This window comes from Streptomyces poonensis (genome assembly GCF_014650915.1).
Taxonomy (GTDB): domain Bacteria; phylum Actinomycetota; class Actinomycetes; order Streptomycetales; family Streptomycetaceae; genus Streptomyces; species Streptomyces poonensis.
Map to the genome: position 1 here is coordinate 70026 of NZ_BMVW01000007.1, position 19431 is coordinate 89456.

Genomic DNA, 19431 nt, shown 5'->3' on the forward strand with positions numbered 1-19431 from the left:
CCCTTACCGGGCGCATCGCCCCCTTTGGGCGTGTCTACGGCCGCGCCCCCGGCGTACGCCTCGTTACAAAGCGTACACAAGCGGCATCTAAGCGTTTCTCTGTAAAGGTCGGGAAATAATCCCCGCACTGGCGGAACTTCGTCCCTCGTGGCGCCCTCTCCATTGGTGTCCTTTCGGCCACGGGGGACGGCGTACGACCAAGGGGGATGCAATGCGTCACACCAGCAGCCACATCAGCAGAAGGGGAATGCTCGGGCTCGGCGCCGGGGCTGTCACCGCTCTGGGGCTCGCCGGCTGCGGTACCGGTGTGCGGGACCGGCAGCAGGAGCGGAGCGGGTCCGGGAACGGGGGAGCGAAGAACGGGAGCGGCCGTGAGCCCGTCCGGGCCAAGCCGCTCGGGGACGGGTCCACCGCCGACACCGGACCCCAGCCCCGCCAGCCCGAGAAGCCCCGGCCGCTGGAGCCCGGCGAGACCCCGCCGCAGTTCGTGGTGTTCTCCTGGGACGGCGCCGGAGACGTCGGCAACGGTCTCTTCCCGCGCTTCCTGAAGGCGGCCGAGGACCACGGCGCCCACATGACGTTCTTCCTGTCGGGGCTGTATCTGCTGCCCGAGTCGAAGAAGCGCGCGTACCTCCCGCCGAACAACGCGCCCGGCGCCTCCGACATCGGCTACCTCACCGACGCCCACATCAGGACGACGCTCACCAACCTGCGCCGGGCCTGGCTCGACGGCCACGAGATAGGCACCCACTTCAACGGCCACTTCTGCGGCGACGGACACGGCTCGGTCGCCCACTGGACGCCGAAGCAGTGGCGCAGCGAGATAGACCAGGCCAAGTCCTTCGTGAAGGAGTGGCGGACCAACACGGGCTTCGACGACCTCGATCCGCTGCCCTTCGACTACGACAAGGAACTCGTCGGCGGCCGGACGCCGTGCCTGCTCGGCCAGGACAACCTGCTGCCCACCGCGCGCGAGCTGGGCTGGCGGTACGACGCCTCCTCGCCCGGCGGGCTCCAGGTGTGGCCGGACAGGAAGCAGGGGATCTGGGACCTGCCGTTGCAGGCCGTCCCCTTTCCCGGGCGCTCCTTCGAGGTGCTCTCGATGGACTACAACATGCTCGCCAACCAGTCCCTGAACTCCACCCAGGCCCCGCCCGCCAACTACCCGGCCTGGCGCCGGCAGGCCACCGAGGCCTACATCGCCGGCTTCCGGCGGGCGTACGAGACGAACCGGGCGCCCTTCTTCGTCGGCAATCACTTCGAGGAGTGGAACGGCGGCATCTACATGGACGCCGTGGAGGAGGCCCTGAAGCACATGGCCCGGGAGCGGGAGAAGGGCGGTGACGTGCGGCTGGTGTCGTTCCGGCAGTTCACGGACTGGCTCGACGTACAGCGGCCGGACGTGCTGGAGCGGCTGCGGTCGCTGGGAGTGGGGGAGAGCCCGGCCGGGGGCTGGAAGCGGTTCCTCGCGGAGGCCACCGGACAGCGGTCGGGGAGCCGCGCGGACCGGAACCCGGGGGAGGCGGCCTGAAATGGGCTTCCGTGCCCTTCAGGGGGGTGCGGAAGATTCCCTAAACGGGCATGCGAAACTTTTCACATGAGTGCCGCCAGCCGTGCCCGCGCTCCCCAGCGCGCGAACCGCACCCGCCAGGCCCGTACGAGCCGCAGCCGCCGCAGCCGCACCGCACTGCTCGCGGCCGGGGCCGCCGTGCTCGCGCTCGCCGTGTCCGCGTGCGGTTCGGGGACCTCCGGCGGAGGCGGCGGCACCGGCTTCATCACCAGTTCCGAGGGCATCGCCACCGTGAAGAAGTCGGAGCGCACCGCCGCCCCCGACCTCTCCGGCGAGACCCTGGAGGGCGAGAAGCTCGACGTCTTCTCGGAGTACAAGGGCAAGGTCGTCGTCCTGAACGTGTGGGGCTCCTGGTGCGCGCCGTGCCGCGCCGAGGCGCCCAACCTCGTCACCGTCTCGAAGGACCTCGCCGACCAGGGCGTGCAGTTCGTCGGCATCAACACCCGCGACACCAGCACCAGCCCGGCCAAGGCCTTCGAGAAGGACTACGGGGTCACTTTCCCGAGCCTGTACGACCCGACCGGCAAGCTGATGCTGCGCTTCGAGAAGGGCACGCTCAACCCGAAGGCGATCCCCTCCACGCTCGTCATCGACCGGGACGGCAAGGTCGCCGCGCGCTCCCTCCAGGCACTGACCGAGGAGAAGCTGCGCAAGATGATCGACCCGGTCCTGGCGGAGAAGTGACGTGACAGCGGTGTCCACGCTGGCCGCGTCGCTCACGGGCCAGAACGAGACGGTGATGAGCGGCGCCCTGCTGCTCGCCCTGCCGATCGCCCTGCTCGGCGGCCTCGTCTCGTTCTTCTCCCCGTGCGTCCTGCCGCTCGTGCCCGGCTATCTGTCGTACGTCACCGGGGTCACCGGCACCGACCTGGCCGAGGCCCGGCGCGGGCGGATGGTCATGGGCGCGTCCCTCTTCGTGCTCGGCTTCACCGCCGTGTTCGTCTCCAGCGGGGCGCTGTTCGGCTACTTCGGCGCGACGCTCCAGGAGCACCAGTCCGTCCTGTCGAAGACGCTCGGGGTGCTCATGATCCTCATGGGTGTCTTCTTCATGGGGCTGATGCCCTGGCTCACCCAGCGGGAGTTCCGCTTCCACCGGAAGCCCGCGACCGGCCTGGTCGGCGCCCCGCTGCTGGGCGCGCTGTTCGGCATCGGCTGGACGCCCTGCATCGGCCCGACCCTCGCCTCCGTGCTGGCGCTCTCCTCCAGCGAGGCGAGTGCCGGTCGTGGCGCGCTGCTCACGGTCGCGTACTGTCTGGGCCTGGGTGTGCCCTTCGTCCTCACCGCGGTCGCCCTGCGCAAGGCGCTCGGTGCCTTCGGCTGGGTCAAGCGGCATTACGTATGGGTGCTGCGCATCGGGGGCGTCATGATGATCGTGACCGGACTGCTGCTGCTGACCGGGGCGTGGGACCGCCTCGTGCAGGAGATGCAGGTCTGGTCGAACGGCTTCTCGGTGGGGATCTGATCCATGAGTACCACTGACACCAAGGGCACGGAGAAGGAAAGCGCCGACGACCTCGGCGCCGCCGGCTCCCAGCTCTCCACCGCGCCCCGCGAGGAGGCGCCGAACCTGCCCTCGCTGGGCGTCATCGGCTGGGCCCGCTGGTTCTGGCGGCAGCTGACCTCGATGCGGGTCGCGCTGCTCCTGCTCTTCCTGCTGTCGCTCGGGGCGATCCCGGGCTCGCTGATCCCGCAGTCGGGCACGGACGCGACCAAGGTCGCCGACTTCATGGACCGGCACGAGACCCTCGGGCCGATCTACGAGAAGCTCGGGCTGTTCCACGTGTACAGCTCGGTGTGGTTCTCGGCGATCTACATCCTGCTGTTCGTCTCTCTCATCGGCTGCATCGTGCCGCGCACCTGGCAGTTCGTGGGCCAGCTGCGGGGCCGTCCGCCGGGCGCCCCGAAGCGGCTGACCCGGCTGCCCGCGTACACCACCTGGCGCACCGGGGCCGAGCCGGAGCAGGTCCGCGAGGTCGCGCTGAGGGTGCTGAAGCAGCATCGCTTCCGGGCCCATGTCGCGGGCGACGCCGTGGCGGCCGAGAAGGGCTATCTGCGCGAGGCGGGCAACCTCCTCTTCCACATCGCCCTGATCGTGATGCTGGTCGCCTTCGCCTGGGGCCAGCTCTACAAGTCCGAGGGCAACAAGCTCGTGGTCGAGGGCGACGGCTTCGCCAACACGATCACCCAGTACGACGACTTCAAGTCCGGCAGCCTCTTCTCGATCGACCACGACCTGGAGCCCTTCAGCTTCGACCTGAAGGAGTTCAAGGGCACCTACGAGGTCTCCGGTCCCAACAAGGGCACCCCGCGCACCTACGAGGCGGACGTGACCTACAGCGTGGGCGCCGACGGCGAGGAGAAGAGGACCACCATCAAGGTGAACGAGCCGCTGAAGATCGGCGACTCGAAGGTCTACCTGGTCAGCCACGGGTACGCGCCCGTCGTCACCGTGCGGGACGGCAAGGGGAAGGTCGTCTACAAGGGCGCCGTGCCGCTGCTGCCCCAGGACAGCAACGTGACCTCCTCCGGAGCGATCAAGGTCCTGGACGGCTACCGGAACGCCGACGGCGAGCGGGAGCAGCTCGGCTTCAACGCCTTCTTCGTACCGTCCTTCGCGGGCGAGGGCCAGGGCACGATGCTGTCCCAGTTCCCCGCGCTCCTGAATCCGCGGCTGGCGCTGAGCGCGTACCACGGGGACGTCGGCGTGGACTCGGGCATCGCGCAGAACGTCTACCAGCTCGACACCAGGAAGCTGGAGAAGTTCGAGGACTCCGACGGCGAGCTGCTCACCGAGCGGCTCGCGCCCGGTGAGACCATGCAGCTCCCGGACGGCGCCGGCTCGATCACCTTCGAGAAGGAGATCAAGGAGTGGGCCGGCTTCCAGGTCACCGAGCAGCCCGGCAGCGGCTGGGCGCTCCTCGGCGCCATAGCGGCCATCGGCGGTCTCGCCGGCTCCCTGTTCATCCAGCGCCGCCGGGTCTGGGTGCGGGCCGTCCGCGGCGCCGACGGGGTGACGGTCGTCGAGATGGCGGGCCTCGGCCGCAGCGAGTCCGCCAAGGTGCCGGAGGAGCTGGGCCGGCTCGCGGCGGTGGTGTACGACGCGGCACCGACCGCACCCGACGCCCCGCCGGAACGCACACAGGACCAGGACCCCGACCCGTCCGACGCCCAGCCCACCGAGGAGCCGAGCGCCGACACCTCCACCCCCGACCCTCAAGTCGTCTCCGCCGAAGGGGCTGACAAGCAGTGACCCTTGCCGCCGCAACCGAGCTGGCCGCCGTGACAGATCTGTCCGGCGTGACCGAGCTGGCCGCCGCGACCAACGAGCAGCTCGCCAAGTACAGCGACGTGCTGATCCACTCCGCGATGGTCGTCTACACGCTGGCCTTCTTCGCGTACATCGCCGAGTGGCTCTTCGGCAGCCGCAGCAAGGTCGGCCGTACGGCCGCCGCGCTGACCGCCGGCGCCGGGAAGAAGGCGGACGCGCCCGCGATCACCGTCAAGCAGGCCGGCGGCACCGCCGTACTGGAGCGGCCGCAGGTCGTCGTCCGGTCCGCGACCGGCGCCCGGGACGTGCCGGACGGCCCCGGTGCGCACGGCGGTGACGAGAAGGGCGACCTCTACGGCCGGATCGCCGTGTCCCTCACCGTGCTGGCCTTCCTCGTCGAGTTCGCCGGTGTGCTCGCGCGCGCCCTGTCGGTGCAGCGGGCGCCGTGGGGCAACATGTACGAGTTCAACATCACCTTCTCCACGGTCGCCGTCGGTGTGTACCTGACGCTGCTGGCCCTGAAGAAGAACGTCCGCTGGCTCGGCCTCATCCTGATCACCACGGTCCTGCTCGACCTCGGTCTCGCCGTCACCGTCCTGTACACCGAGAGCGACCAGCTGGTCCCCGCGCTCCACTCGTACTGGCTGTACATCCACGTCTCCACCGCCATCTTCTGCGGTGCCGTGTTCTACGTGGGCGCCATGACCACGGTCCTGTACCTGTTCAAGGACTCCTACGAGAACAAGCTGATGAGCGGCGGCACGCCGGGCCGCTTCGCCACGTCCGTGCTGGAGCGGCTGCCCGCCGCGGCCTCCCTCGACAAGTTCTCCTACCGCGTCAACGCCGCGGTCTTCCCGCTGTGGACGTTCACGATCATCGCGGGTGCCATCTGGGCGGGCGACGCCTGGGGCCGCTACTGGGGCTGGGACCCCAAGGAGGTCTGGTCCTTCATCACCTGGGTCGCCTACGCCGGCTATCTGCACGCCCGCGCCACGGCAGGCTGGAAGGGCCGCAAGGCGGCGTACATCGCGCTGATCGCCTTCGGCTGCTGGCTGTTCAACTACTACGGCGTCAACATCTTCGTCTCCGGCAAGCACTCGTACGCGGACGTCTGACCGTCCGGAGTTCCTCGGCGAAGGCCGGTTCCCGCGTGACCTGAGTCACGTCCCGGGAACCGGCCTTCGCCGTACGGACAGATACCGGGCGTGGACACGAATCTGCGGAGACGCGTGCGCACGGGGGACCACGACGCCTTCGGCGAGCTCTTCGACGCGTACGCGCGCTCCGTCTACAACCATGCCTTCCGCCTGACGGGGGACCGGTCGGCCGCCGAGGACGTCGTCTCGCTGACCTTCCTGGACGCCTGGCGGCTGCGCGGCCGGGTCGACGAGGAGGGCGGCTCGCTGCGGCCCTGGCTGCTCGGCATCGCCACCAACGTCTCCCGCAACACCCGGCGCGCGGCCCGCAGACACGCGGCCGCGATGGCGCGTCTCCCGCGCGACGAGGCCGTGCACGACTTCGCCGACGAGATCGCCGGCCGCCTGGACGACGCGGCGCAGCTCGCCCTCGTACGGACCGCGCTGGCGAGGCTGCGGCGCGCCGAGCGCGAGGTGCTGGCCCTGTGCGTGTGGTCCGGGCTCGGCTACGCGGCGGCGGCGGAGGCGCTCGGGGTGCCCGTGGGCACCGTACGGTCCCGGCTCTCGCGCGCACGGGCAAAGCTCGCGAAACATATGGAACCGTCCGCCGGGCGCGGACAGAGCAGAGGTGACCGCACCACCGCGGTCAGGCCCCTGAGGGAGGGAAACCGATGAACCGCTCCCCGGAACTCCCGGAGCTTCCGGATCTCCCGGAACTCCCGGAACTCCCCGAGGAAGAACTTCCGCCGGGCCGTCACCGACTGCTCAAGGAGCATCTGATGTCAGAGATCCGGCAGGACGACTCCGCGCCCGCCCCCGCCACCCGCGGCAAGTGGCTGCGGCCCGCGCTCGCCGCGGCCGCCGTCGCGACGGCGGCCGTCGTCACCGTCGTCCTCCTGCCGTCCTCCGGCGACGGCGGCACGAGCACCCGGCCGCCCAGCCGGGCGACGGTCGCGCTGCTGGAGGACATCGCGCTGGCGGCCGAGCACCAGGACGGTTACGGCGACATCCGCGACGACCAGTTCGTCTACGTGGACAGCAAGGTCTCCTGGGCCCAGTACGAGGAGGGCGAGAAGACGAAGATCCCGCCGTTGCACCGGCTGGAGACCTGGCACTCGGTCGACGGCACCCGCGTGGGACTGGTCCGGGAGACGGGGCGCGGCCAGTGGAAGACGGAGACCGATCCGCGGCCCGGACAGGCCGGCTACGAGGTCAGCACCAACTACCGGCACCTGGCCACGCTGCCCACCGACCCCGACGAGATGTACGACTGGCTGCGCGAGACCGCTCCGAAGTACAGCGGCCAGGAGACCAACCAGGCCATGTTCGTGCTGGTCAACGATCTGATCCGGGACGCGATCGTGCCGCCTGAGCAGAGCGCGGCGCTCTACCGGGCCGTCGCGCGGATTCCGGGCGTGACCGTCGTCGAGAACGCGGTCGACGCGGCCGGCCGCAAGGGAGTCGCGATCACCCGTGACGACCCCGACAACCCCACCCGCGACGAGTGGATCTTCGACAAGGAGACCCATGAGTTCCTCGGCGAGCGCAGCGTGGCCACCGAGGACTACTCGGACGTGAAGGAAGGCACCGTCACCAGCAACACGGCCGTCCTGCACCGGGCCGTCGTCGACGAGGCGGGGCAGCGCCCGTAGGGCGGGCGGTTCCCGGAGAGCGGCGGCCCCCGGCGCTCAGGAGCTCAGGAGTCGTCCGGTGACGGCACGCACTCCTTCTCCGGGGGCCGTCCCTCGGGCCAGGCGATGCCCAGGAAGCGGGTGCCGCGCCGCTCGGTGAGTTCCACGACCGGTACGGCCTTGTCGTACGGGTTGCCGTGGTTGTCCAGGCAGATCCAGCCGCTCGCGCCGTTCACCCGCAGCCGCGGCCCGTTGAGGTGCGGCCACACGGTCCGCACCTGTGCGAGCGGCGGGATCCCGCTGTTCTCCGGTGTGGCCTCGCGGATGCCGTGGACGGCCAGGGTCATGGCGTCGTACGCGACGGTCAGCTGGCCGTCGTCCAGGGCGTCCTCGCCGAACAGCTCCTCCTCCGCCGCCACCGCCTCCTCCAGTTCCCGCGCGGCCGACGGCGAGCCGCCCCGGCCGGGCGCGCCGACCGTGGTCCACGCGTCGGGGTGGGCGAGCGCCGTGTAGCGCACGGTCAGGTTGTCCAGCGCGGTGGCGTCCAGCTGGGGATCGCTGGTGAGGTACGCGCCCTCGTCCCCGGTGAGCAGAGTGAACGTACGGCCTCCGCAGTGCTGGCCCAGCGCGTTGATGAACTGACGCAGCTGGGTGCGCCGACCCGCGAACAGAATGGTGTCCGTGGCCGGCCGCGTCCCGCAGAGCGTGTAGCTGATCTGCCGGAAGGTGTTGGCCGTGAGACCCTCCTGGGCGCGGTCCGCGGGGGGCGTGAACGTCGCCGGCGCGTACGGCGACCCCGAGATCAGCTCCTCGAACGAGGTCTGGAGCGTGCGGGTGTAGGGGTCGCCCGGCTTGTCGTACACCAGGTACGCCCGCTCCGGCGGGACCTGCGTGAACGAGGTGAGGGCACGGGCCAGGTCCGTGTTGGTGGGGGCGACCCGGGCGAGCCCGGGGTAGGGCTCCTCGTCCGCCGCGCCGGGCCGGCCGTTGGCGAGGTCGTCGGCGGTGATGGCGGTGCCGACGACCGGGATGCCCCGCGCGGTCAGCGCCTTGACGGCGGCCTTGTTGGCGTCGGTGCTGCTCCCGATGCCGGTCACCGCCCGCAGGTGGTGGGGCGCCCCGGTCATGCCCGCCAGCCGGTCGACCGTGTACCGCCAGTACGCGCCGTTCGCGCCGGTGTTGGCGAGCAGCACACGGACGCGGGGCTTGTAGGGCCCGTCGTTGGCCTGGCGCTGGGCCAGGTAGGCGCCCTGCAGTTCGTGCAGGACGTCCCCCACGGTCTCGCGGTCGCGCGCGGTGAAGGGCTCGAGAACCGCCACGGTGACCTGCGCGCCCGTCCCCAGTGCACGGTTCTCCCGGTCGATGGCGTCTGCGATCCCGGTGAACGCCCGCTGCCCGAAGGCGTACCTCTCCGTCGCCACGCCCACGCACTCGTCGCCGCCCTCGGGCAGGACGACCCCCGCCGCGCACGACCGGTCCTCCTCCGTCAGGATCGTCCCCGCCCAGACGCCCGCCGCCACCAGGGCGAGGGCGGCCACCAGCGCGAGGTACCGGCGGAACCGGATCTCCCAGACGTGCTCCCGCAGCCACACCACCCGACTCGGCATCCTGTGCCCCCGATCTTGTCCTCGCCCGGTGCTTCCGGTGCTTCCGGTGCTTCCGGTGCTTCCGGTGTTCCGGTGTTCCGGTGCTCACGGCCGCGGTGCAGGCCCGCGCCGTCAGGCGCCCCCCGCGTCGCCGCCCGGCACGCGCAGCGGGCGTCCCGCGAGCGCGTCCTCGGGCCAGTCGCGGGAGGCGTGCCAGAGCAGTTCGGTGCCCGCGGACCGCTGGTCGGACAGCTGCTCCAGCTCCCACCGCAGCCGCTCGGTGACCTTCGCGTCCGGCAGTACCAGCGGATCGGTCAGCTGCCAGACCGCGTACAGCAGCCGCCGCACCCGCAGATGCAGTGCCGCGTCCACGCCCTGCGGCGGGAGCTGGGCGGCGTCGGTGTGGCCGAGGGCGACAGCGGCCCGGTCGTCGTACGACGGGTCGCCGGCGGACCGGCCCCCGGGGGCGTGCGCGGGGTGGTACGGCGCGGACGCGACGTAGACCAGCGCCGACAGCCAGCTGCGGGTGTGCAGCCGGTGGAAGGCGTCGCGCAGCCGGGAGACCGCCAGGTCCACGTCGCCCAGCGAGAGTTCGTGGTACACGCGGTAGCGGACGTGGTCCTCGGCGTCGCCGTAGTGGTCGATCAGCGTGCGGTGGGCCGCCCGCCACGTCCGGTGGCCGGGGTCCTGGTGGTGCAGCCGGAGCAGCAGCAGGGTCCGTACGAACGGGTCGCCGACGAAGTGGCCGGGCGCCGCCGGGTGCCCCTCCTCGGCGAGCCGCGCCTGCAGGCCGAGCACGTCCGGCGCGCCGAAGTCCGCCGGCAGCAGCGCTTTGGCGAGGGTGAACGCGGAGTCGCGGTCGTGGGCCGCGGCGAGCACGGTCAGCTCGTCCAGCCGGTCACCGGGGACCAGCCGGTCGAGTATCTCCCGGTAGGCGGGGCGCTGGTCGTGGTCCTCGCGCAGCTGGACGTCGGCCGTGAGCAGCGCGCCGAGCGAGGTGCTCCCCCGGGGCAGGTTCTGCCGGGCCGAGGCGGCGGTCAGCGTGACGCCGAGGGGGTTGCCGCCGGTCAGCCGTTGGATGGCGCGAGGGAGGTGGGGCGGCAGGGGCAGCCCCGGGCAGGCGGCGTCCACCAGGTGCAGCGTGTTGTCGGCGGTGAGCGGCGGCAGCGCGACCAGCAGGGCCCGGGTGGACGGGGTGGCGGCCGGCTGCCAGCCGCTGTTCCCGGCCACCTCGGGCAGCGTCCGGCGTACGGCGTGGCGCAGCGCGGGGTGCCGGTGGCGGCGCAGCGCGGCGAAGAAGACCACCTGGTCGGCCCTGCCCCCGGCACGATCCCGCAGCACCGACTCCATCAGCCGGCACACGGCGGGCTCCTGCACGTTGTCGATCAGGACCACAGGCCGCCCGAGGCGGCGCGTGCGCCGTACGACGCCCGCGTACGCGTCCTGGAGGTCGGCCAGCAGGGCCCGTACGAGATACCGCTCGGCGTGCGTGCGCGGGTCGCCGCCCGACCGGGAGTGGCCGGAGAGCAGGATGAGGCCCAGCTTCGGGTTGCCGCCCGCGTTCGGGTAGCCCTGGTACCAGCTCGCGCCCCGGCGCAGCCGCCGGTGCGTCGCCGACAGGCCCTCGCCGACCGCCTCCCAGGTCGCCTCGATGACCGGCTCGACCACGGAACCGGTGCCCGTCGAGGTGGCGGAGACCATCTTGGCCACCACCTTGCCGACCCACCGCCCCGCGAATCCGGCGACTCCCGATCCGGTGCCGTTCAGCAGCAGGATCCGCTCGGCCTCCTCCCGGATCCGCGGCAGGTCCCGGTCGCTCCAGTCCCCGGCCGCGACGGCGATCAGTCCCGAGGCCAGCCGGGGGAAGTGGATCCGCCCGGCACCCGTCACCGGCTCCGCGAGCTGCTCGGCGATCGTCAGCACGGCCTGCGACACCGGCGCCCACTCGTGCGCGGGCCGGTGCGGGGGCGGCCGGTCGAACTGGGCCTCCTCACCGTCGATCAGCGCGACGGGTGTGTGCCCCTTGTACGCGGCCCGCAGCTCCTGGAGCACCGCGCTCTTCCCGATGCCCCGGACGCCGGCGAACACCACGAACGGGGGTTCCCGCGGGTGCTCGAACGGCGAGGAGATGTGCTGGTACGGCCGCAGACCGGTGAGCCGCGCGGCGAGCCCCGGCGGCTCGGTGTCGAACAACGCCCCTCGGCCGTGCAGGCCTGTGCCCACCACGCCTCCTCCCGGAGCGGCCGGGACCGCGCTCGTCGCCGCGCCCGGCGGGCCCGCGCTCCTGTCCCGGCTGGTGTGGTGCGTCGACAGCAGTGTAGGAACGGGGGCTCGCTCCGGGCCAGGTCTGTGAGCGCCCGGCAGAGCCGATCGGGGGCCGAGGGACGAATAGCGCTTGCGCTCGCACCCTGTTCCCGCACTAATGGGTGTCACACAGTAATGACATGAACACGTACATCTCGGGGGATGCGGATGCAGTCGACGGAACCGGCGGGCGACCCGCAGAGAGAGAACCAGGGCGCGGCGTGGGGCCCACCGTCCGGCGCCCCGCCCGCTCCGGCGCAGGGCGTTCCGCCGCTGCCTGCCGCGCCCCCGTCCCCGCCGCTGTCCGGGAGCACCGTCGAGCTGAAGGTCAGCAAACGGCTGCTGTGGGTGGGCACGGCCGCCTATCCGCTGCACAACATCGCGCGGGTGTACACCTTCACCCTGCACCCCCGGCGCAAGGACGCCACGATCCGCTTCCTCAAGAACGTGGCCATCGTCCTGTCGGTGGCCCTGGCCCTGACGGTCATCGGCGGTATGACGGCCCTCGCCGACCAGGACACGGCGAGCAACATCGTCTCGTTCGTGTGGGTCGGCGCCATAGCCGCGCTGATCCTCTCCCTCGTCGAGCTGATGGCCGTGCTCACGGCGCAGTCCCAGTACGTCCTGGCCGTCGAGACGTCTGGCCCGTCCATCGCGATGGTCACCAGCAGCGACCCGCGTCACCTGGACCGGCTGGTCGGCACCATCACCCACGCGATAGAGCACCCCGAGGCGGAGTTCCAGGTGAAGGTGGAGAGCATCACGCTCAACCCCAGGCACTACTACTACGGGGACAACGTCAACATGTACGGCGGCACGGGCAACGTGGGAGTGGCGAACCGATGAGCGGCGACACCTACTACTTCGGCGACAACGTGAACATGCACGGCGGCACGCACAACACCGGCATCGTCAAGAACCAGTGGGCGGCCGCGGACACCGCGGCCGCGTCCCCGGAGCTCCAGGAGGCCGTCCAGGAGCTCCGCCGGCTGATCGACGACCTCCGCGGCCGGCTCCCGTCCGCCAGCGCCCAGGCCCTCGACGACTCCCTCCCCGCCGTCACCGCCGACGCCACCGTCCCGCCGCAGGACCGGCACCGCGCCCTGATGGCCGTCGCCGGGATCGCGGCGACGGTCGGCGCGATCGGCCAGCCGGTCCTCGACGCGGTCAACCACATCCTCCAGCTGCTCGGCGCCCAGTAGCGCGTACCGGCCGCCGGCGCTCCGGCCCGCTGTCAGTGGACCGTGATCGAGTCCAGCTTCCCGCGCAGGTACACATGCGAGTCCACCGGCTCGTACGCGACCCGGCCGACCGGCGCGGGCACGGACTCGACGAGCGTGCCGGGGGTGCACTCGCCGAAGTAGACCAGCGACATCAGCTCTTCGGCGGGTGCGTCGGCCGGCGGGGGCAGGACCCGGTGGCGTCCGGACTGCCACCGGTCACCGGTCCACCGGGCCAGCAGGTCACCGACGTTGACGGTGAAGGCGTCCGGGTCGTACGGGGCGTCGTCCCAGCCGCCCTCGTCGGTGAATACCTGGAGGCCGCCCCTGCCGCTCTGCCGGTCGAGGATCGTGAGCGTGCCGAAATCGGTGTGCGGGCCGATGCGGTACTGCCCCGGCTGCGGCTCGCCGATCACGTCCCGCCCCGGATACCAGTTGATGTTGAAGCCGTACGTCGGGTGGCTCATGTGGCGGGTGAAGAAGTCGGGCTCCAGGCCCAGTGCCTCGCCGAGCAGGGAGAGCAGGTGGTTCTCCAGTTCGGCCATGCGGGCCAGGTACTCCTCGCAGAGCGGCCGGAGCCCGGGGGTCTCGGAGGGCCAGACGTTGGGCGCGTACCACTCGGCGTCGACGGCCGGGTCGTCGAACGGCTCGTGCGTCGCGAAGGTCAGCGACTCCTTGAGGTCCGGCGGGGTCTCGGTGCCCTCCGCGTAGCCGTTCGCCTCGGCGCCCGGCCCGAGCCATCCGCGCCCGCCGACCTTCGCCGCGTACGCCTGCTTGACCTCGGCGGGCAGGGTGAAGAAGGCGCGGGCGGCCGTACGGATACGGGTGCGCAGGGACGGGTCCACGCCGTGGCCGCTGACCAGGAGGAACCCGGCGGTCCGGAGGGCCTCGTCGACGGTGCGGGCGATGTCCGCGCGGGTCCGGGCGTCGCCGGCCAGCCAGGGGGTGAGGTCGATGGTGGGTATGCGGTGGCTGTTCGAGCTATTCATCGATGGCACCGATGTCCTCGTTCCACAGGTCCGGGTGGGTGATGACGAAGTCGCGCATCAGGGCGGTGCATCCGGGATCGTCCAGGACGACGACCTCGACGCTGTGCTCGGCGAGCCACTCGTGCCCGCCGCGGAAGGTGGCCGCCTCGCCGATCACCACGCGGGAGATGCCGAACTGCCGGACGAGCCCGGAGCAGTACCAGCACGGCGAGAGGGTGGTGACCATGGTCGTGCCGTGGTACGTGCGCCGGCGGCCCGCCGCACGGAACGCGGCCGTCTCGGCGTGCAGGGACGGATCACCGTCCTGGACGCGGCGGTTGCGGCCGCGCCCGAGGAGAGCACCGTCCGCGTCGTAGAGGGCCGCACCGATCGGGACACCGCCCTCGGCGAGCCCGGCACGGGCCTCGGCGAGAGCGGTGGCGAGCCGGAGCCGGTCCTCTGCCTGATCCATGCCCCCACTGTGCTCGGCGGGGTGGGCCGGGGCAACGGCGCACGGAGCCGCGACGGCGGCGGACGCGCTACGCCGCCGCACGCGTGAGGTACGCGTGCGGCTTCCCCGCCCCGTGCCAGGGGGAGGTTTCCATCGGTAGCAGGAGGACTGGGACGGCAGGATGATTCCCACCTGTGTCGGCAACAGCGACCTGGGTCGGTAGTGAGCAGTGACCCTCGCCCGTGAAGACATCGCGGAGCAGCAAGCGGAGATCACCCGCTTGCTGCTCCACCACATCCATGCCCCGCTCCCCGGTGACGCGTTCATCCGGGGTGTACTGCCCCCGCCGCCCCCCACCGAGGCAATCCGCATCGTCACCGGTACGGAAAGCGCCGGCACACCGGACGAGCTGACCGTCTGGGAGATCCCGCTCCGTGCCACAGACGACCCGCAGGGCCTGATCGGTGGCGAAGAGGTCCTGGGCATCCTGCGCGCCTTGCACACCGGCACGCACATCTACCCCAGCGACCGCATCGGCATGGTGATGGGTATGCGCCTTGTCCACGTGGACCCCGGAGAAATCAGTCCCGCGTACGGCCGTCCGGCTCCCCGACGGAGTCGTACAGCACCTGCTACGTCCGCACCGACGTCGTCGACGCGCTGTACGCGGCGTTCCGGGCCGGCCTCAAGGAGGCGTACGGGAAGGTCCCGACCCGCGGTCTGCCCCGGCTGGGCGCGCTCAAGGACACCTCGCACGGCGTGCGCCAGTTCCTGATGACCGACCCGGGGGGCAACTGCATCCGGGACGGGCAGCCCGTCAGCGACCACCACGACCACCGGCCCGCGCCCGAGGGGACCTTCGCCCGGGCCCTGCACCAGGCGGCCCTCTTCGCGGACTCGAAGGACGACCCGAAGGCGGCGGCGAGGGTGCCCGACCGGGTGCTGCGGCTGGAGGACGAGCGGCCCAAGGCCGTGCAGCTGTTCCGCCTCTTCGCGCTGCGGGCGGACGTTGCCGACCGCCTGGGTGATGACGAGGGGAAGGCGTCTGCGCTCGCCGAGGCCGCGCTGCCACCGTCGACCGGCTGACGGACGAGGACCGGGAGTCGGTACGGGACGACCTGAACCGGCTCGAGGATCTGCGCGCGCGGCGGGCGTGAGCTCGCACACCTCACGCGCGCGGGTCAGTCCTTGGGATCGTCCTTCTTGTCTCCGTCCCTGTCCTCGTCCCTGCTGTCCCCGTCTTTCTTGCGCTCGTCCTCGAGGGACTTGAGGAAGTCGGGGTTGTCGTCCGGGGCGACCCAGCCGCCGCCGGACCTGCGGGCGCCCCCGCCGCCGATACGGCCGGAGGCACTGGCGCGGTCGCGGCCCACGATCAGCCAGGAGATCGAGCCGACGAGCGGGAACAGCAGGATGAGGATGGCCCACAGGGGCTTGGGGATGTGCCGGACATCCTTCTCCTGGGTGGTGATGCAGTCGATGAACGCGTAGATGCTCAGTGCCAGCGGCACCAGGATCATCAGCACCCGGAGCATGTGTCGGTCCCCTTGCACAGTCACGGTCGTAAGGACCGGGGCGGGCGGCGGTCCGGCCCCCCGGTGACAGGTCCAGAGTAGTGCGTATCGGATACTGGAACGCATGGCTTATGACGATCTTCGCTCGTTCCTCCGGGCTCTCGATCGGGAAGGCGACCTCAAGCGCGTCAAGGCGGAGGTCGATCCCCATCTGGAGGTCGGCGAGATCACCGACCGGGTCAACAAGGCCGGCGGCCCCGCGTTGCTCTTCGAGAACGTGAAGGGCTCGTCGATGCCGCTGGCCATGAACGTCTACGGCACCGACCGGCGCCTGCTGAAGGCGCTCGGCCTGAAGTCGTACGCGGACATCACCGACAGGATCGGCGGCCTGCTCAAGCCGGAGCTGCCGCACGGGTTCGTCGGCGTCCGCGAGGCCTTCGGGAAGCTCGGCTCGATGACCCACGTACCGCCGAAGAAGGTCAAGGCGGAGAACGCGCCCGTGCAGGAGGTGGTCCTCCAGGGCGACGACGTGGACCTGGAGGCGCTGCCCGCGCTCTTCACCTGGCCCGAGGACGGCGGCTCCTTCTTCAACCTGGGCCTGACCCACACCAAGGACCCCGAGTCGGGCATCCGCAACCTGGGCCTCTACCGCCTCCAGCGCCACGACAAGCGCACCATCGGTATGCACTGGCAGATCCACAAGGACAGCCGGAACCACTACCAGGTCGCCGCGCGGCGCGGTGAGCGCCTCCCGGTCGCGATCGCCTTCGGCTGCCCGCCCGCCGTGACGTACGCCTCCACGGCCCCCCTCCCCGGCGACATCGACGAGTACCTCTTCGCGGGCTTCCTCGCGGGCAAGCGGATCGAGATGGTGGACTGCAAGACGGTCCCGCTCCAGGTCCCGGCCAACGCGGAGGTGGTCCTGGAGGGCTGGCTGGAGCCGGGGGAGATGCTCCCGGAAGGCCCCTTCGGCGACCACACGGGCTTCTACACCCCGCAGGAGCCCTTCCCGGCCCTGAAGATCGACTGCGTGACGATGCGGAAGCGCCCGCTGCTCCAGTCGATCGTGGTCGGCCGGCCGCCGACGGAGGACGGCCCGCTGGGCCGGGCGACGGAGCGCTTCTTCCTCCCGCTCCTCAAGATCATCGTGCCGGACATCGTGGACTACCACCTCCCCGAGGCCGGCGGCTTCCACAACTGCGCGATCGTCTCGATCGACAAGAAGTACCCCAAGCACGCCCAGAAGGTGATGCACGCCATCTGGGGCGCCCACATGATGTCCCTCACCAAGCTCATCGTGGTCGTGGACTCCGACTGCGACGTCCACGACCTGCACGAGGTGGCCTGGCGGGCGCTCGGCAACACCGACTACGCCCGTGACCTGACCGTGGTCGAGGGCCCGGTCGACCACCTGGACCACGCCTCGTACCAGCAGTTCTGGGGCGGCAAGGCGGGCATCGACGCCACGCGCAAATGGCCCGAGGAGGGCTACACGCGCGACGGCGGCTGGCCCGAGATGGTGCTGTCCGACCCGGAGACGGCGGCGCTGGTCGACCGCCGCTGGAAGGAGTACGGCCTGTGACCTCGGCATCCGCCGCCATCCCCCAGCCGGGCCGCACCAAGGCGTTCCTGCGCCTGGTGATGATCGAGCACTCGGTGTTCGCGCTGCCGTTCGCGTACATCGCGGCGCTGACGGCCATGTTCACGGTGGACGAGAGCATCCACTGGCTGGACCTGCTCCTCGTCACCGTCGCGATGGTCGGCCTGCGCACGTTCGCGATGGCGGCCAACCGGATCATCGACCGCGAGATCGACGCGAGGAACCCGCGTACGGCTCACCGTGAGCTGGTCACGGGCGCGATGTCGGTCCGGCACGCCTGGACGGGCGCGCTGGTCGCGGTCGTCGTCTTCCTGGCCGCCGCCGCGCTCCTCAACCCGCTCTGCCTGGCCCTGGCCCCCGTCGCGGTGATCCCGATGGTGGTCTACCCCTACGGCAAGCGGTTCACGAACTTCCCCCAGGCCATCCTCGGCCTCGCCCAGGCCATGGGCCCGATCGGCGGCTGGCTCGCCATCACCGGCGAGTGGTCCTGGGAGGCCGTGATCCTCGGCCTCGCGGTCGGCGTCTGGATCGGCGGCTTCGACCTGATCTACGCCTGCCAGGACGTCGAGACCGACCGCGAGATCGGCGTGAAGTCCGTCCCGGCCCGCTTCGGCATCCCGGCCGCCATCTGGGGCGCCCGCGTCTGCCACGCCGTCACCACGGCGCTGTTCGTGTGGTTCGCGCTGGCGACGGACGCGGGCGTGTTCTTCTGGCTGGGCCTGCTGATCGTCGCGGGCGCGTTCGTGTACGAGCACAGCATCGTGCGCTCGAACGACCTGTCGCGGCTGAACCGGGCGTTCTTCAGCGTCAACGGGTTCATCGGGATCGCGCTGTTCGTGTGTGCGCTGCTGGATCTGCTGGTGCGGGGGCTGACGGTCTAGAGGGTTCGTACTCCGGGCACGCGGGCGGGTCGCGCACATGGAGTTCGTCGTTCCACGGTGCTCGGGACGCCCCGCTCGACCTCACGCGGCCGGACGGTTCTTATGCCGGGTGGCGTGTACGGCAGCGGGGACGACGCCGCGCTGGCGGAGCTGTTCGGGCTCGACAGCCCGTACTCCGAGAAGGCGGAGGCGTTGCGGGCCGAACTGGTCGCCGTTGGAGGGGGCGGTCCTGCTCGGCGAGGCCGACGAGGTGGCGCTGGTTCGGTACACCCGGCTCAAGCGACTTCTCACCAGTTCACCCTCGGCCCGTGCTCAAGCCCGGGCCACCGCTTGCCCAAGCCGCGAGGCTCAGCGGCCCCGCCCCGCCCGGCCGTAGCCGGCCGCGGCCTCATCGGCCGCCGCCTCGACATCACCGATGCCCGAGCGGAGCGGGCGGCCTTGCCGGAGCTGAAGCCATTCTCAAGTCCCGCGCCTGCACTACGGCAAGGGCGAAACCGATGCCTTACTGTGCATTCCGTCTCGAACAGGAGTGCCGACGCGTCCACCAAGCTCAGCACCAGGGCACCTGCAGGCTCGACGCTTGATCGAAAATTTCCTGTTACGAAACTGCACAATCACGCGTTCTTTGCCTGGAGTTGGTCACGGAACGATCACGTTCAACAGGATGATCTTCCACGTGGTCTGGACCGCACGTGAAGCTTGACCGTCCCCTCCGGGCCGTAATCCCGAAGGGGACGGCGAGGCCGATCCGGCCTCGCGAACGCCTTCACATCAGGAGTGATCCATGCGTTCTTCTCTCAGTATGCCCAAGGCTGCGGCGGTTGCGGCATGTGCCTCCCTGCTGCCGCTCGTCGCCGCGCCTACGGCGTTCGCCGAGGATGCCTTGGGGGGTAAGCAGGAAGGGTTCTCGGTTCGGGCCATCGACAGCTACCTCTCGGGCGTGCGGCCCGGCTTTGAGTCCAGCATGACCGACATCGCGTCGGCCCCCACGATCATCGACTTCTACAACTGCAGAACCCCGGATCACGGGTACGTCGATGAGTCGACCTCGGTTCAGCTGATCAACTTCAACTACACCAGTCCGAACGAGTACTGGGACACGAAGACCTTCACCGCCTGCTTCGACGGAGGCCAGTCCCACGGAGAGTGGACCGGGAAGAAGGGCGACGACCTCTTCTTCAAGATCAAGTCGGTCAACGGGAGCACGAACGGTGCCGGCAGCGGTCCGACGCTCAGCGTCACCCGCGTGCACATGTGGTGATCTGAAGCAGATCAGGGCCCGCACCGAACCGGTGCGGGCTTCCC

At 70.8% G+C, this 19431-nt stretch carries 18 protein-coding genes; 13 read left to right on the plus strand and 5 right to left on the minus strand.

Annotated elements, in window-relative coordinates; genetic code table 11:
• Positions 1 to 211: 211 nt before the first annotated feature.
• The 7 genes from IE242_RS18950 (at position 212) to IE242_RS18980 (ending at position 7626) form a co-directional block, all read left to right on the plus strand.
• Positions 212 to 1531 carry a polysaccharide deacetylase family protein gene (locus tag IE242_RS18950; RefSeq protein ID WP_189860800.1) on the plus strand — a complete coding sequence of 440 codons (1320 nt, stop codon included), beginning with the start codon at positions 212 to 214 and terminating at the stop codon, positions 1529 to 1531.
• A gap of 66 nt (positions 1532 to 1597) precedes the next feature.
• Positions 1598 to 2254: a TlpA family protein disulfide reductase gene (locus IE242_RS18955; RefSeq protein ID WP_189860802.1), complete on the plus strand. Its 657-nt coding sequence runs from the start codon at positions 1598 to 1600 to the stop codon at positions 2252 to 2254.
• Position 2255: 1 nt separating this feature from the next.
• Entirely contained in the window at positions 2256 to 3032 is a 777-nt protein-coding gene (locus IE242_RS18960; protein ID WP_189860805.1) for a cytochrome c biogenesis CcdA family protein, read from the plus strand.
• Positions 3033 to 3035: 3 nt separating this feature from the next.
• Positions 3036 to 4820, plus strand: coding sequence for a cytochrome c biogenesis protein ResB (resB, locus tag IE242_RS18965; RefSeq protein ID WP_189860807.1), 1785 nt, complete (start codon positions 3036 to 3038; stop codon positions 4818 to 4820).
• Between the two features lie 116 nt (positions 4821 to 4936).
• Complete coding sequence (ccsB, locus tag IE242_RS18970; protein ID WP_229859164.1) at positions 4937 to 5953, plus strand: c-type cytochrome biogenesis protein CcsB; 1017 nt, start codon at positions 4937 to 4939, stop codon at positions 5951 to 5953.
• 90 nt (positions 5954 to 6043) lie between these two features.
• On the plus strand, positions 6044 to 6649 hold the full coding sequence (locus tag IE242_RS18975) for an RNA polymerase sigma factor (RefSeq protein WP_229859125.1): 606 nt from the start codon (positions 6044 to 6046) through the stop codon (positions 6647 to 6649).
• Complete coding sequence (locus IE242_RS18980; protein WP_189860809.1) at positions 6646 to 7626, plus strand: CU044_5270 family protein; 981 nt, start codon at positions 6646 to 6648, stop codon at positions 7624 to 7626. Before IE242_RS18975 ends, IE242_RS18980 begins: the two co-directional genes overlap by 4 nt.
• A gap of 44 nt (positions 7627 to 7670) precedes the next feature.
• On the opposite strand, the gene IE242_RS18985 is transcribed toward IE242_RS18980, so the two are convergent.
• Together IE242_RS18985 and IE242_RS18990 are read right to left on the minus strand one after the other, a co-directional pair.
• Complete coding sequence (locus tag IE242_RS18985) at positions 7671 to 9212, minus strand: ABC transporter substrate-binding protein (protein WP_189860811.1); 1542 nt, start codon at positions 9210 to 9212, stop codon at positions 7671 to 7673.
• A 111-nt stretch (positions 9213 to 9323) separates the two neighbouring features.
• Positions 9324 to 11414: a hypothetical protein gene (locus IE242_RS18990; protein ID WP_189861249.1), complete on the minus strand. Its 2091-nt coding sequence runs from the start codon at positions 11412 to 11414 to the stop codon at positions 9324 to 9326.
• A 249-nt stretch (positions 11415 to 11663) separates the two neighbouring features.
• Between IE242_RS18990 and IE242_RS18995 the strand changes: the two genes are divergently transcribed.
• Together IE242_RS18995 and IE242_RS19000 are read left to right on the plus strand one after the other, a co-directional pair.
• Positions 11664 to 12341, plus strand: a complete 678-nt coding sequence (locus IE242_RS18995) for a DUF6232 family protein (RefSeq protein WP_308436768.1) — start codon at positions 11664 to 11666, stop codon at positions 12339 to 12341.
• On the plus strand, positions 12338 to 12697 hold the full coding sequence (locus IE242_RS19000; RefSeq protein WP_189860813.1) for a hypothetical protein: 360 nt from the start codon (positions 12338 to 12340) through the stop codon (positions 12695 to 12697). Before IE242_RS18995 ends, IE242_RS19000 begins: the two co-directional genes overlap by 4 nt.
• 32 nt (positions 12698 to 12729) lie before the next feature.
• Here IE242_RS19000 and IE242_RS19005 read toward each other — a convergent pair whose 3' ends face one another.
• The gene (locus IE242_RS19005) at positions 12730 to 13704 is read right to left on the minus strand and encodes an isopenicillin N synthase family dioxygenase (RefSeq protein WP_189860815.1); all 975 of its coding nucleotides are present in this window, start codon (positions 13702 to 13704) and stop codon (positions 12730 to 12732) included.
• A complete protein-coding gene (locus IE242_RS19010; protein WP_189860817.1) occupies positions 13697 to 14155 on the minus strand; it encodes a nucleoside deaminase in 459 nt (152 codons plus the stop codon). The genes IE242_RS19005 and IE242_RS19010 overlap by 8 nt, the downstream gene beginning before the upstream one ends.
• A gap of 639 nt (positions 14156 to 14794) precedes the next feature.
• Between IE242_RS19010 and IE242_RS39210 the strand changes: the two genes are divergently transcribed.
• Positions 14795 to 15220, plus strand: coding sequence for a DUF8817 family protein (locus IE242_RS39210; RefSeq protein ID WP_506417249.1), 426 nt, complete (start codon positions 14795 to 14797; stop codon positions 15218 to 15220).
• Positions 15221 to 15315: 95 nt separating this feature from the next.
• On the opposite strand, the gene IE242_RS19020 is transcribed toward IE242_RS39210, so the two are convergent.
• Positions 15316 to 15666 carry a PLD nuclease N-terminal domain-containing protein gene (locus IE242_RS19020; RefSeq protein WP_189860821.1) on the minus strand — a complete coding sequence of 117 codons (351 nt, stop codon included), beginning with the start codon at positions 15664 to 15666 and terminating at the stop codon, positions 15316 to 15318.
• Between the two features lie 103 nt (positions 15667 to 15769).
• Between IE242_RS19020 and IE242_RS19025 the strand changes: the two genes are divergently transcribed.
• The 3 genes from IE242_RS19025 (at position 15770) to IE242_RS19035 (ending at position 19387) form a co-directional block, all read left to right on the plus strand.
• The gene (locus IE242_RS19025) at positions 15770 to 17227 is read left to right on the plus strand and encodes a menaquinone biosynthesis decarboxylase (protein ID WP_189860823.1); all 1458 of its coding nucleotides are present in this window, start codon (positions 15770 to 15772) and stop codon (positions 17225 to 17227) included.
• Positions 17224 to 18126: a menaquinone biosynthesis prenyltransferase MqnP gene (mqnP, locus tag IE242_RS19030; RefSeq protein WP_189860825.1), complete on the plus strand. Its 903-nt coding sequence runs from the start codon at positions 17224 to 17226 to the stop codon at positions 18124 to 18126. Before IE242_RS19025 ends, mqnP begins: the two co-directional genes overlap by 4 nt.
• Positions 18127 to 18910: 784 nt before the next feature.
• A complete protein-coding gene (locus IE242_RS19035) occupies positions 18911 to 19387 on the plus strand; it encodes a hypothetical protein (protein ID WP_189860827.1) in 477 nt (158 codons plus the stop codon).
• Positions 19388 to 19431: the final 44 nt, after the last annotated feature.